Origin of the sequence: Salsuginibacillus halophilus (genome assembly GCF_003014715.1) — a bacterium.
Classification (GTDB): Bacteria; Bacillota; Bacilli; order Bacillales; family Marinococcaceae; genus Salsuginibacillus; species Salsuginibacillus halophilus.
Genome location: NZ_PYAV01000012.1, coordinates 14,566 through 28,142 on the forward strand (window position 1 = coordinate 14,566; position 13,577 = coordinate 28,142).

At 46.4% G+C, this 13,577-nt stretch carries 11 protein-coding genes; 4 read left to right on the top strand and 7 right to left on the bottom strand.

The features are described 5' to 3' along the window. Positions 1 to 25: 25 nt before the first annotated feature. Together B0H94_RS11745 and B0H94_RS11750 are read right to left on the bottom strand one after the other, a co-directional pair. A complete protein-coding gene (locus tag B0H94_RS11745; protein WP_106589470.1) occupies positions 26 to 1,555 on the bottom strand; it encodes an ABC transporter permease/substrate-binding protein in 1,530 nt (509 codons plus the stop codon). Then, a complete protein-coding gene (locus B0H94_RS11750; protein WP_106589471.1) occupies positions 1,555 to 2,532 on the bottom strand; it encodes an ABC transporter ATP-binding protein in 978 nt (325 codons plus the stop codon). The genes B0H94_RS11745 and B0H94_RS11750 overlap by 1 nt, the downstream gene beginning before the upstream one ends. Positions 2,533 to 2,870: 338 nt before the next feature. On the opposite strand from B0H94_RS11750, the gene B0H94_RS11755 reads away from it, so the two are divergent. Beyond that, entirely contained in the window at positions 2,871 to 4,442 is a 1,572-nt protein-coding gene (locus tag B0H94_RS11755; RefSeq protein WP_427909953.1) for a BCCT family transporter, read from the top strand. Between the two features lie 595 nt (positions 4,443 to 5,037). Here the strand turns inward: B0H94_RS11755 and B0H94_RS11760 are convergent. The 4 genes from B0H94_RS11760 to B0H94_RS11775 all read right to left on the bottom strand — a co-directional run bounded on the left by B0H94_RS11760 (position 5,038) and on the right by B0H94_RS11775 (position 8,412). Beyond that, on the bottom strand, positions 5,038 to 5,964 hold the full coding sequence (locus B0H94_RS11760; protein ID WP_106589473.1) for a D-2-hydroxyacid dehydrogenase family protein: 927 nt from the start codon (positions 5,962 to 5,964) through the stop codon (positions 5,038 to 5,040). Positions 5,965 to 6,055: 91 nt separating this feature from the next. Beyond that, positions 6,056 to 6,301, bottom strand: a complete 246-nt coding sequence (locus tag B0H94_RS11765) for a DUF4190 domain-containing protein (RefSeq protein WP_106589474.1) — start codon at positions 6,299 to 6,301, stop codon at positions 6,056 to 6,058. A 680-nt stretch (positions 6,302 to 6,981) separates the two neighbouring features. Continuing rightward, the gene (locus B0H94_RS11770) at positions 6,982 to 7,161 is read right to left on the bottom strand and encodes a hypothetical protein (protein WP_106589475.1); all 180 of its coding nucleotides are present in this window, start codon (positions 7,159 to 7,161) and stop codon (positions 6,982 to 6,984) included. An 81-nt stretch (positions 7,162 to 7,242) separates the two neighbouring features. Then, complete coding sequence (locus tag B0H94_RS11775; RefSeq protein ID WP_106589476.1) at positions 7,243 to 8,412, bottom strand: DUF418 domain-containing protein; 1,170 nt, start codon at positions 8,410 to 8,412, stop codon at positions 7,243 to 7,245. A gap of 452 nt (positions 8,413 to 8,864) precedes the next feature. Between B0H94_RS11775 and B0H94_RS11780 the strand changes: the two genes are divergently transcribed. Continuing rightward, entirely contained in the window at positions 8,865 to 9,998 is a 1,134-nt protein-coding gene (locus B0H94_RS11780) for an NADH-dependent flavin oxidoreductase (protein WP_106589477.1), read from the top strand. A gap of 60 nt (positions 9,999 to 10,058) precedes the next feature. Here the strand turns inward: B0H94_RS11780 and B0H94_RS11785 are convergent, their stop codons facing one another. Further along, a complete protein-coding gene (locus B0H94_RS11785) occupies positions 10,059 to 11,456 on the bottom strand; it encodes a sigma-54 interaction domain-containing protein (protein ID WP_106589478.1) in 1,398 nt (465 codons plus the stop codon). A 309-nt stretch (positions 11,457 to 11,765) separates the two neighbouring features. Here B0H94_RS11785 and B0H94_RS15250 point away from each other — a divergent pair, with 309 nt between their 5' ends. Next, positions 11,766 to 11,933: a hypothetical protein gene (locus B0H94_RS15250; protein ID WP_181315387.1), complete on the top strand. Its 168-nt coding sequence runs from the start codon at positions 11,766 to 11,768 to the stop codon at positions 11,931 to 11,933. A 19-nt stretch (positions 11,934 to 11,952) separates the two neighbouring features. Then, a complete protein-coding gene (locus tag B0H94_RS11790; RefSeq protein ID WP_106589479.1) occupies positions 11,953 to 13,551 on the top strand; it encodes a sodium:solute symporter family protein in 1,599 nt (532 codons plus the stop codon). Positions 13,552 to 13,577 lie beyond the last annotated feature (26 nt).

Below are 13,577 nucleotides of genomic sequence, written 5' to 3' on the forward strand. Positions count from 1 at the left end.
CGGCCGTGCTTCCATCAACTTGAAATTATTCTTCAATCCAGCCCTGTTCATGTAAATAGGTGCGGGCGACGTCTTCAGGGTCTTCATCCTCGAAGTCAACGGCATAGTTCATTTCACGCATTTCATCTTCTGTAATTTCACCGCCGAGCGTGTTTAAAACCGGCTCAAGTTCTGGATACCGCTCAAGTGTTTCTCCGCGCATCAGCGGTGCCCCTTGATACGGCGGGAAAAAGCTCTCTGCATCTTCAAGCAGCGTCAAATTAAACTCCTCAATTTCCGCCTGTGTCGAGTAAATATCAATCACATCCACATCCTCACTCACGAGCGCATTCGAGCGAAGCGATGCATCAAGCGTGTTCAAGTCGTCAAAATCAAGGCCGTGTGTCTCCTGCAGGCCGGCATAACCGTCTTCACGGTCAATAAACTCGTGGCTGAATCCGGCGGTGAGCTCTTGGTCATAAGCTGTTAAATCACTGATCGTCTCGATGTCGTACGTCTCATCAATATCTTCACGGACAGCGACAGCATACGTATTATGAAACGCCATCGGCTCTAAAAAGGCTTTACCATGCTCCTCTTCCATTAAATCGCGGGCTTGTTCATAAGCTTCCCGGTCGGCAAGCCCTTCAAAAGATTGATCGAGCAGTTCCGTTAACGCCGTTCCGGTAAACTCTGGATAAACATCAATGTCCCCTTGCCTGAGCGCGTTAAATACAAAATCAGTGCCGCCAAGGTCTGCTTCTACATCTACAGACAAATCGGTTTCTTCTTCAATTAAAGCAGCGTACATGTTTGCTAAAATTTCAGGTTCAGCCTCATGCTTCCCGCCAATGACAAGGTCATACTCGGTATTCCAGGCGACCATAGGAAGTAAAAGAACTGCGACAGCGAGCGCGGCTGCAACCCCTACCGGCTTCAATGAGGTGCCCCTGCTTTTTGATTCAATCAACCGGAGGAGACGGTCAAACAACAGGGCAAGGATCGCCGCCGGAATCGCACCCATCAGGATATAACCATTATCCGCCCGGTTAATGCCGGTCATGATCAAATCGCCAAGCCCTCCGGCACCGATTAAGGACGCGAGGGTGGCTGTTCCAACGATGAGCACCATCGATGTGCGTACACCGGCCATAATGACAGGCATCGCCATGGGCAGTTCCACTTTGCGGAGCCTGCCGTATGAACTCATGCCCATCGCATCTGCTGCTTCAAGCACTGCCGGGTCAAGCTCGGATATGCCGGTATACGTGTTACGCATAATCGGCAAAAGCGCATACGCGGTAAGTGCAACTACTGCCGGACCGGTGCCGATCCCAAGTAAAAGAATCATAAAGCCAAGCAGCGCCAATGAAGGGATCGTCTGCAAAACAGCTGCAACCCCAATCACCGGCTCGGCCAAGCGGCGGTAACGTGTTAAAATCACCCCGACAGGTACCGCGATCATCACCGCAATGACAAGTGCAAAAAGTGAAAGTTGAATGTGCTCCCAAAGCGTGATCCATAAAAGATCCTGCCGATTTACGAAGAGCTCGCCCCATTCCTGCAAGGTGTCCATCACGCTTCACCTCCGAGCACATAAACCGCAATATCTTCAAAGCTGATGGTACCAAGCAGCTCCCCTGCTTCAATGACAGGCACAGCCGGCGCATCGGTAGACCGCAAAATTTCGGCCGCTTCTTGAAGCGATGCTGACGGAGACAGCGGAGGTGCTTCAGCAAGTGCAGGAACGACCGTTTTCACGCTGTTTTCTACGGTGAGCCAGCGGCTTTCACTTTTCAGCACTTCCGCTACCGCTAAATCACGATGGGCCCGACGGTCACCGATAAAGGTGCGCACAAACTCATCTGCCGGCTGCTGCAGCAGTTCCTGCGGCGTACCCAGCTGCACAATTTTTCCTTCATTCATAAGGGCAATGCGGTGGCCAAGCGTTAATGCCTCATCCATATCATGAGTGACAAAGATCATCGTTTTTTGTATCCGTGCTTGCAGTGATTTTAAATCTTCACGCAGCTGCTGGCGGCTGATCGGGTCGAGTGCAGAAAAAGGCTCATCCATTAACAACACATCAGGATCTCCGGCAAGCGCCCGGACGACCCCGACACGCTGCTGCTGTCCGCCGGATAGTTCATGTGGCATGCGATCTCTATATGTAGCAGGCGTCAAACCAACCATCTCAAGCAGCTCATCAATACGTGAGCTGATACGGGCAGCGCTCCATTTTTTCATTTCCGGCACAACGGCAATATTTTCTGCGATCGTCATCGTCGGAAACAAACCGATCTGCTGCAGGACGTATCCCATATTCCAGCGCAACATCTGCACACTTAATTGCTGAACAGGTTCTCCATCTTTTACAACCTGACCTTCGCTTGGCTCAATCAGACGATTCATCATTTTTAACGTCGTCGTTTTACCACACCCGGATGGCCCGATCAACACCACGGTCTCTCCGGTTTCAATTGTTAAATCCAACGGCTTAACTGCTTGTGTGCCATCTCGGTATGTTTTGCCCACCCCTTGAAGTTCGATCAATCTATGCACCTCACTTTAACGATGTCGCTCACCCCTTCGTTAATCAAAGCAGCATTCCCGCCTTAAGGCAGAAGGTCGTATGCGCATACCCAAATTTTACAACACACAACGTTTCGAATCACGAAAAAACACTGATGACTAGTTTTCTTTTTCGATATTCAAGGATTGAAAAAAGTAATATTTGGGTAAGATAAGGTTATTACTGACAACATTCCGTCAAAGATTGAAAAGTCAAAAATCTATTTATTTTTTGATGGAAACGTTGTAAAATCACACAAAATTGCATAAGAAACTTTTCTTTCAGAGGGGGGCTTAAGGTGAAATCAAAACGTCCGAACATGAAATTTATGAACAGTATTTTCTGGGTCTCGTTCTCAATTATCTTTGTGTTTGCTATTTGGGGAGCACTTGCTCCTGAAACCCTGGCCGCACAAGCGGAATTTACATACGGGTTTATCGCTGATACGTTCGGCTGGTTTTACTTAGTATTCGTTTTATTTCTCATTATCTTTAACTTCTTCCTTGCTTTCAGCCGGTACGGAAATATCCGGCTCGGCGGGGACGATGCCAGACCAAAATACTCTACATTTACATGGATTGCCATGCTTTTCAGTTGTGGTTTCGGTGTAAGCATCGTTTTTTGGGGAGTGGCTGAGCCAATGACCCACTTTGAAACACCACCACCGTTTGCCGGCGGCATTGAAGCAGGTACGGCCGAAGCAGGGCGCGAAGCAATGTGGAACGCATTCTTTAACAACGGCATCCACCAGTGGGCTTCTTTCACCTTCGTCGGCCTTGCCATTTCTTATTTTATTTACCGGCAGCAGGAGCGAAGCTTAATTAGTGACACGATGAATGCTGTCATTGGTGAAAGCGGAAAGCAGCCGCTCCGCAATACGATCGACAGCATTGCTGTACTTGCAACAATCATGGGGGTTGCGACAACACTTGGCTTAAGCGTACTGCAGATTAACGGCGGACTTGGCTTTGTGTTTGACGCACCGACAGGGACAACAACACAGATTATTATTGTCGCAACCATGTTTGTGTTTTTCCTATTATCAACGTTGTCTGGTTTGGACCGAGGTATTAAGTATTTAAGTAACATTAACCTCGGCCTTGCACTCACATTGATGGTCGTTGTGATCACCATTGGACCTACCGGTTTTATCTTAAATACCATCACCACCGGACTTGGAGACTACTTACAAAACTTCTTCCAAGCAAGCCTGCGTCTAGATCATTTCACCGATGGTACGTGGGTGCAGGATTGGCCGGTGTACTACTGGGCTTGGACCATTGCCTGGGCTCCATTTGTCGGCATGTTTGTGGCCCGCATTTCGCGCGGCAGGACCGTCCGGGAATTCGTGCTCGGGGTTATGGTGGCACCACCGTTTATCGGGATGATTTGGATTGGGATCTTCGGAGGTACTGCTGTGCACCTTGACTTGTTCGAAGGTACAGACATCGCCGGTGCCGTCGCACAGGATGAAACGCTTGCGTTATTCTCTATGCTTGAGAATCTGCCGCTCGGTACCATTTTATCTGTACTTGCGATTATGCTCTTGTTTACGTTTCTTGTTACATCAGCTGACTCGGCCACATATGTACTTGGGATGATGACATCCAAAGGTGATACGAACCCGGCGATGATCGTAAAAATCATCTGGGGTTCACTCATCGCAGGTTTGGCGGTTGTGTTAATTATCAGTGCAGGCCTTGAAGGCTTACAAACTGCTTCACTGATCGGTGCACTGCCATTTACAGTTGTCTTATTTATCTCCAGTATATCGCTATTAAAATCGATACGGGCTGATTATAAAGAAACCCGCCGCCGTCGTGAAGAAGAGCGGCAGCAGGAAATTATCGAGCAGATCGAAAATGGCGAAGACGACGATCACTCCATTTAAAGAAACAAAAAAAGAGCTGCCATAGGCGGCTCTCAGCTTGTATAGAAATTTTTAAGATAAACTTATGGCTGACGTTGCTTTTCGGCGGACGCTTGCCTCGGGTACGGCCTCAACTTCCTCGGTAGAAAATCACTACCTGCGGGATTTTCGGCTCGTACTGTTCCCGAAGGCGTCGCCGCCGATGCTCGTCAGCCTTGCGTCTTTTGACATGAATGGTAGAGATCTTTTTGATCAAGCAATACTTACATGAATCAATTTCATCATGACGATTTGTGAGCGTTAAAACGAACCATATACATTAGAAATGCTTGATGATCCTTAAATTGAAAAGTAACCGAAACGAAAGACGGCGACTCCCAGAGGATTAAGCGCAGGCTGAAGATCCACTTGTTCGATTGGAAATCAAATCGAACAAGTTAGCTGAAGCCAAGCCCTCGGGAAAGCGTCCGTTTTCGTTCCGGTTACGTTCATAATCCAGTTTTCTCCTCTTAATAGGGGGGAGACCCGCGGACCTCCGGGCAGTAATCGTCCGTGAATCTTAGGTTTTGTACTTTGTCGATAGTTTGTGAGCTGCCAGAGGCGGCTCTTTTTTCTATTACAAACCGTAGTGTTTGCGTATGTTTTCAGTGGCAGCTCCTAAAAAGCCGTCAAAAGTTTCTTTCGTTTTCCAGCCGATGTGCGGCGTGAGCACGACGTTTTCAAGGTTTTGGTAGGCATGATTTTCAGGCAGCGGTTCTTCGCCGAAAACATCCAAGCCGGCACCAGCAATTTCGTTAGTACGCAACGCTTCAACTAAATCTTCTTCTTTCGCGACACTACCTCTTGATGTATTAATGAAATAAGCGCTCGGCTTCATCTTTTTAAAGTGCTCAGCTTGTAGCAAGTGTTTTGTATCTGCTGTTAAACGCACATGAACAGATACAAAATCTGAAGTTCTGAGCAGTTCATCAAGCGGTTGGTATGTGATCCCTGCTTCCTTTGCCCGTGCTTCTGCACGTTTAGGGCCCCAAACTTGAACGTTCATGCCAAACGCTTCCGCAATGGAGGCAACACGTTGTCCAATCTTACCAAAACCTACAAGACCCAGGGTACGCCCCTCTAAGTTTAAGCCGATATCCTGCAGCCATGTTCCTTCTTTCATTTGTGCTGTGTTGTGTGAAATATGCCGGGCACAATCGATCATGAGTCCAAAGGTAAGTTCGGCAACTGCCGGCGTTGAAGCCCCAGGTGTTGTGATTACGCTGATCCCGTAATCTTCTGCCGCCTCCATATCAATATGGGCCGTGCCTTTGCCTGTTTGTGCAATTAATTGTTTTGAAGTCATCTCCGCAAGAATATCGCGCGTGAAAGCTGTGCGCTCGCGCAGCGGCACAATGGCATCCGCAGTGCGGATCCGCTCGAGCAGCACTTGTTCAGACGGCTGGTCATGAAACACTTCCACCTCAGAGATACGCTGTAGTTCCGCAAATGCCGGGGTTTCCTGCATATTCATTTCCCAATCATCTAAAATGATCGTCTTCATCTTTTCACCTCTTTAAAAACCTTTAATTTGAACTTCTATTCCTTTCCTTGCTTTTTGTAAAACAAAAATATCGGCAAACTGGAGCAGCTGCTTAAATTGTTAACCCAAGCAGCCCTAAGCCTATGACGCTCGCGGCTGTCCCTGCAAGCGCCAGCGCTCTGCCGGATTTTTGCTTGGTGCGCATACTTAAAAGCGATACCGCGCCAAACCCTAAGCCGAGAATGCCTAAAATGGGAAGTGCTAAGCCTAGCGCTCCGGTAAGCAGAGCCAAGAGTCCACAAACAAGTGATGTTACCGCTTTTGTGTCTACAGGTGGTTTCGCCGTTGTTGAAGACATCGTTTTTCTCCTTTCTTACCACAAAGTCGATGCAAAGAAGGACCAAGCCAAGGCTTGATCCCAGCGTGTAGACAAACTTTTAAGAAAAGTGAAGGCTGACGTCGCTTTTCAGCGGACGCTTGCACCCGGAGGGCACAAGTGCGACATCGGTTTGATCTGCGCTAACGCTTGATCGCACCGTGTCTTCTTAGCCTCTTGTACCTCCTCAACTTCCTCGGCAGACAACTGCTGCCTGCGGGATTTTCTCACTGGTTGTTCTGCGAAGGCGTCGCCGCCGATGCTCGTCAGCCTTGCGTGATTTGATCGTTATAAATTGTAAAGATCTTTTTAATCAAGCAATAGCTACATGAATGTGCAAACGAACCCTATACATCGGAAATACGAGATGATCTTTCAATTGACAAGTGACCGAAAAATGACGGCGACTCCCAGAGGATTCAGCGCAGGCTGAAGATCCACTTGTTCGATTGGCAATCAAATCGAACAAGTTAGCTGAAGCCAAGCCCTCGGGAAAGCGTCCGTCATTCGTTCCGGTCACGGTCACGTTCATGGTTCGGTTTTTAAGGGCAGCCCGCGGCTCGGAGCAGTAAGCTGTGCATGAATTTTAGATTTTGTACTTTGTCGACAGTCTGGGACCAAGCCGAGGCTTGATCCCTTTCACTTCGTTTTGAGCTTTTTGATTACGGCAGTAAAAACTGCGGGATGACATACAACATAACGAGCAGTGTCACAACCGTACCAAACACAGCAAGTGCGATAATAAACCGGAATAACTTGGCATCAATATTCATACGTTCTTCAATCTGACGAAAGATACTTTTCGGCTCATCCGGATCGTGTTTATGATCTTGTGAGGACACATGCATCCTCTCCTTTTCACTTCTACTCTCCTTAGTTTATCACGCTTTAAGGCTGGAGCAGACGTATCATATTTGAAAAATTCACGACTTTGCGTACGTAAAACGACGCCATACGTTTTCTAGCGGACCTTGTTGATAACGCGACAACCACACCCGGCTGAGTACCGCTTGCAGTATAATGATGCTAAACACAAGCAGTACATTCTGCCACAAGCTCCACGACCCAAATGTTCCGGTACTAAAGACGATCAAGTAAACGAGCAGCGTCTGCATTAAATAATTTGTCAGCGCCATCCGGCCCATAGCAGCAAGTGTGCGCTGCAATTCGGCCCACTTTCCGCTTTCAACCCACAAAGCAAACATCGCAATATAAGCAAATCCTAAAAAGATCGCACTTAAGCGCATGATCGTATCTGTCAAATAAAACTCGTGCACCCCGGCATCAAATATCCCGAACTCATACAGCGCATCGAGCGCTACAAACGGTACACTTAGCGCAAGACATACATTACGCAACCGCTTAAACCAAGCTGTACTGAAGCCGTTAGGATAAAACCACTGCTTCCGGCCGGCATAAAATCCTAAGAGGAACAAACCGAGCACAAACAACATAAGAAACGGAAGACCCCCGGCAACGAACGGCACTTCAACTGTTAATCGATACGTCAGCCACTCGAGCGACGGTGCTGCAGCATAAGCAGCTGCCGCATCTTCAACCATACCTTTACTTTCAGTCTGAATTTGCTTCACCATGTTCGCCGGCATTAAGGTTTGACTAAGCATTAAAAGAAAAAAGAGCCCGAGAGAGACGAATGCCCAAATCAAAATCGTTTTTGTTTTACGTTTATAAAACATGAGCAGCAGAAATCCAGTTAAAGCGTACAAGGTTAAAATATCGCCCATCCAAAGAAAGACAAGATGTAAAAGACCAAACGCGAGCAACCCGACCAAGCGCCGGCTGAACAGCCGTTTCACCTGGTGACCTTTCGATTCGGCTCGGCTCATAAAAATATAAAATCCAACCCCGAATAGAAATGAAAACATGGTGATAAACGAACCTTCCACCAACCATTGAATCAACAGTTCTAGTCCGCGATCAATGCCTGTGCGCTCAAGTTCTACAGCGGACATATACTTCAAATAGTCTAGTGACGTCATTAACGAAATATTGACAAGGAAAATGCCGATTAAAGCCGCACCGCGAATGACGTCCAGAGTTTGGATCCGCCCTGCTGGTTCTTGATTTTTCATATCTTCCTCCCCCTTTATCTTCTCTGCATATGATATCTTTATTATAGCCTGTTTACGTAGATTCTCCGAGTTTCAACGGTCATCTTATCACGTTTAAAAACATGACCCGGGTCACAACCTTCACATTTTCACCGGTTTTAGAAAATAGCCACAAATAGATATTTTCTAAGTCCAATTCACGTGATAAAATATTTTCCGATATATGTAAAGGTTAACTACAAGAAAGAAGGAGCATCCAAGATGGTGAATTTCATCCGTTTACTGCTTGTTGCTTTTAGTCTACTGGCATTCTCTCTTTTAGCACTGGCGTATTTAGAGTACATTCCGATGAATTAAACGTATCTCTCCGGCTGGGATCTTCCTCGGCCGGACGTTTTATGTAAGCAGATCCCTCGAGCATCGACATAAGTTTTGTTACACTTATTTGGACACATTTTACTGGAGGTACTACTATGCACTCGTTTCTCGAGCCATTTACATTTAATAACGGCGCAACCTTGCGCAACCGCATTATGCTTGCGCCAATGACAAATTTTGCTTCAGCTGAAGACGGGGAGACGACGGTTGATGAACTGGCGTATTACCGCGAACGCTCCACCGGCACCGGTGCTGTAATTACCGCTTGTGCCAACGTAACAGCAGACGGCAAAGGCTTTCCAGGAGAAATTGGCGTTTATGATGATAGTTTAATTGATGGTTTAGCTGATCTTGCTGAAACCATTCAAGCTGAAGGTGCCAAAGCGATTCTACAAATCTTTCACGGCGGCCGCATGTGCCCGCCGGATCTGCTCCCTGATGGGCAGCCGGTCTCTGCAAGTGCGATCCCAGCTGAGCGGGAGAACGCTGCCACGCCTCGCGCACTTGAACATGACGAGATTGAAGAAATTGTGGAAGCTTTCGCTAACGCTACACGCCGCGCCATCAAAGCAGGGTTTGACGGGGTAGAAATTCACGGTGCGAACACGTACTTAATTCAACAGTTTTACTCACCGCACTCTAACCAGCGTGACGACACGTGGGGCGGTTCCCGTTACGAGCGGATGACGTTTCCACTCGCTGTGACGAGAGCCGTTGCTGCTGCTGCTTTAGAAGCTCCGCCGGAGTTTATTGTTGGCTACCGCTTCTCACCGGAAGAACGGGAGGAGCCTGGTATCACAATGGATGATACGCTTGAACTCGTCCGTCACCTGGCTGAAGAAGACTTGGATTACCTGCACGTCTCCGTTCAGGACTTCTTTGCCGGCTCCATGCGTGACGAAAACGATACGCGCTCGCGGGTGGAAATGATTCAAGCCGAAGTCGGCGAGCAAATCCCGGTGATTGGTGTCGGCTCACTTTACACTGTAGATGATGCGAACCGGGCCATGGCCACAGGGGTACCGCTCCTTGCGCTCGGACGTGAATTAATTGTTGATCCCGATTGGGTGGAAAAAGCCGCAGATGGTCGCGAGGAAGAGATTCGGACGGAACTTTCCCTTGAAGAGCGAGAAGACCTCGTTGTTCCTGAGACACTTTGGAATACGATCGGTAACACCCCCGGTTGGTTCCCGGTGAAAGAGCATCGGGAAGAAGAGGATCATGGATAAGAGCCCTATTAAAAAGCGCTGCGAAGTTGATAACAACTTGCAGCGCTTTTTTCATGGAAGTTAAAACTTTTCTCTATCTGCCGTAACACCATACTTTTGCAGCCGGCGCATAAAAGCTGATTGGGAAACCCCAAGTGCTGCTGCGGCCTTACGGGTCGTTTGGTGATTCTGATAAGCTTGCTTAACTAACTGCTTCTCCACATCTTCAACCGCTTCCGGCAGTGTTAAGTTTTGATCAATCGTTAAGGAAGAGCCAGCGTGAATGGCATAACGTATCGTCTCCGGAAGGTCATCACTTGTAATTTCATCATCGCGTGCTGTAATGACTAAGCGCTCGACTACATTTTCCAGTTCACGAATGTTCCCCGGCCACCGGTAATCTTGTAAAATCTCAAGAGCTTTTTGGGAAAAGCTTCGGTTTTGCCGGTGGATGTGGTTAAAGTACGAAATTTTTTTCTGAAGTAAGAGCAGTAAGTCTTCTTTACGTTCCCGGAGCGGCGGGAGGTCAAGCGATAAAATGTTTAAACGGTAGTACAAGTCTTCGCGAAATTTACCCTCCGTTACCATTTGATACAAATCTTTATTCGTCGCTGCAATAATTCGTGTATCTACTTTCTCAAGTGCCGTTGCGCCTACAGGTAAGAAAGTTTTACTTTGCAGCAGCTGCAGCAGCTTAGGTTGAAGGTGCAACGGAAGTTCACTGATCTCATCTAAAAATAATGTGCCCCGGTCGGCCATCTGGACCAAACCGTTTTTTCCACCTGTATGTGCACCGGTAAAAGCTCCTTTCACGTAACCAAACAGTTCAGACTCAATCAAAGACTCCGGGATGGCACTGCAATTAATATGAATGAAAGGTTCCTCTTTACGTTCACTCATATTATGTACCCTTTCTGCAATCACATTTTTACCAACACCGGTTTCACCAGTGACAAGAACTGTCGTGTTAACACTTGCCGCCTGTCGCATTAAGTGCAGCAGCCGTTGAAAAACCGGACCTTGTCCTACGAGTGCATCGTCTTGCTCTGAAGAAGCTGCAAACTGCATGCTGCGGATTTCCTGGCTGTACCGGCGGAGCAGGTGCTGCGTTTCCTCTAACTCTTCTGAAGTCTCTAAAGCTTTCGTAATATCACGGGACTGTACGACGATTAATTCTTTTTCTTCAACTTCTAAAAAGTAACCTGTTACTAAATAATTGTTACCGCCACTTGAGGACTGTACTGTACTCACCGTGCTTTGAGATTCAATTACCCTGCGGCTGACCGAAGGGTTTAACAGCCCTTGCTCCTCCAAATCATAAACATTCATCCCGATAATTTCTGCTTTATCTGCGTTTAAAATCTTCTCACTTGCTTGATTTAACCAAAGAACTTCGCCATCATTTGTTGAAAAAAACAAGCCATCATCGATTACATTTAAGATCGCTTGGAAGGCTGAAGTGTCAAATAAGTCGTTCATTCCGTTTGTTACCTCCTGACATTTTGTTAAATTTTCTGACATTTGAACCGGTATTGAATCAAAAATTATGATATATTGCCTCTTCTGAACCTTAAATGGTTCAAAATGATTCATTTTCAACTCAATCGTAACACAAATGGAAGGTTCGACTAGAAAATATATTGACCTTTTTAAATGAAGGGAAAGTATATAGACTGTAATGACGGTAGTTTTGCATCTATTTTTTAATTAGATAAATTTTTTAGAAATTTGGCATGATTCTTGCTTTGTAAGATGGGCAGTAAAAATACTTACGTTTGGAGGGTGTTTATGAATACCGATGTTTTTATCCTGTTTTTCAATTCGTTTTTAACGACAGTCCTTTCGGTCGCAGCTGTTGTTTGGATTTTAAGAAAACAATATTTACCTGTGATTAAACAACTTGAACAAGAAGAACAAGAAGATATGTCAGACGAAAAACATCATGAACATTCATAACAGATAAGGAGGCATACCATTGACGCAAACGATATTTTTTATTGTACTGGCGATTTATGTTGTCCTGGGCGGAATTGTCGCCCGCTATATTAAAAACCGCGATGATTTTTATGTGATGGGTGAAAGAGGTTCTACAGTCTTAATTGTAGGTACACTTTCAGCAACCTACCTTAGTGCTGTTACACTGCTTGGCATTGCTGGTCAATCCTATGCAGAAGGACCCCTCGTTATTGCAGCCCTTGGATCTTTCGGTGCCTGGATCGGTACATTAATTGCCGTCATTTATATCGGCCGTAAAATGAAAGCATTGGACTGTAAAACGATGCCGGACTTTTTCGAAAAACGATTTAACAACAAAACCGTGAGTATTATTGCGCTGATTATTATGATTATCGGACTACTCGGTTATGGTGTTATTCAGTTAATCGGAGCCGGGCTTGTTCTAAGCGAAGTCACAGGCATTTCATTTTCTATGATGATTATTCTGTTTACGCTCGCTTTACTTGTCTTTTGTGCACTTGGCGGGATGTATGGCGTTGTTGTTACAGATACGATCATGCTGTTTACCATGATGGCCATTTCCGTTGTTATTGCACCATTGATCATCGGACAGGCCGGTTTTGCAGAAATGAAAGCTTTATCGGAGACGATCCCGTTTTACTGGACGATCGGCGGCGCTGAAGAACGACCGCTCGGCTGGTCAATTTCTCAATTTTTAGTTTGGATTTTATTCTTTTCATGTACACCGGCCCTTGTTTCTCGTGTGTTCCCGGCGAAGAACGATTTCGTTATTTTGAAGTCTGCAGTCATTGGTGTATTTTTCGCACCGTTTATGCAGGTGATTGTATTTATCGCTGCCGGTGGCATGCAGGTATTGCAGCCGGGGATTGAAAACACGGACAACGTTATGGTGCTCGGCTTTTTAAACCATGTGCCCGATGCACTTGGCGGCATAGGTTTAGCAGGATTAATGGCATCGATTATGTCAACTGCGTCCACACTCTTTGTCTTAACTGGCTTCGCTTTAGCCCGTGATTTGTACGAGCATTTATTTGATAAAAAGTTGAGTGAACAAAAGAGTTTACGCGTGGGACGTTATGCACAAATTTTTGTTGCTGCAATTGTTTGTGCCATTGCCATTGCGCAGCCTTCCGCGATTTATTGGATTTCAATCTATGCAGGTGCAATCTTCGGTGTTGGCTGGCTTCCTACGGTTGTTGGCGGACTAGAATGGCGCCGTATGAATAGCAAAGCAGCGATCGGCAGCATGCTGATTGGTACAGCAACTTTTATTCTTGTTGATGAGTTGGCCCGCAATGAAATTATTACTCTTCCGGTGCATATCGATTCATTAATGATTTCCTTTGCTGTAGCTGTTTTGGCACTTGTTGTGATAGCTCTATCAACTCAGCCGAATCAGTACGAACTGGATTACTACGACTTTATGAAACAGCAGAGCATGTCGAAAAACACCATTGAACAATTCCTTCAAGAAGGCCGCAGTAAAGGGCTTGCGAAGTTGAAAAAAGAATATAAGCAGACGGTTGTAATCTCTATCGTTTTCATCGGTATCGCAGCACTAGTTTGGGGTTATTTCTTCGTCATGCTCGGATTTTAAAAGCATCCGTGTAAAGGAGTTAGCTT

Excerpts from the sequence above, each read along its gene's own strand:
- B0H94_RS11745 (WP_106589470.1), bottom strand. The coding sequence starts at position 1,555 with ATGGACACCTTGCAGGAATGGGGCGAGCTCTTCGTAAATCGGCAGGAT.
- B0H94_RS11755 (WP_427909953.1), top strand. The coding sequence starts at position 2,871 with ATGAAATTTATGAACAGTATTTTCTGGGTCTCGTTCTCAATTATCTTT.
- B0H94_RS11760 (WP_106589473.1), bottom strand. The coding sequence starts at position 5,964 with ATGAAGACGATCATTTTAGATGATTGGGAAATGAATATGCAGGAAACC.
- B0H94_RS11765 (WP_106589474.1), bottom strand. The coding sequence starts at position 6,301 with ATGTCTTCAACAACGGCGAAACCACCTGTAGACACAAAAGCGGTAACA.
- B0H94_RS11775 (WP_106589476.1), bottom strand. The coding sequence starts at position 8,412 with ATGAAAAATCAAGAACCAGCAGGGCGGATCCAAACTCTGGACGTCATT.
- B0H94_RS11780 (WP_106589477.1), top strand. The coding sequence starts at position 8,865 with ATGCACTCGTTTCTCGAGCCATTTACATTTAATAACGGCGCAACCTTG.
- B0H94_RS11785 (WP_106589478.1), bottom strand. The coding sequence starts at position 11,456 with ATGAACGACTTATTTGACACTTCAGCCTTCCAAGCGATCTTAAATGTA.
- B0H94_RS15250 (WP_181315387.1), top strand. The coding sequence starts at position 11,766 with ATGAATACCGATGTTTTTATCCTGTTTTTCAATTCGTTTTTAACGACA.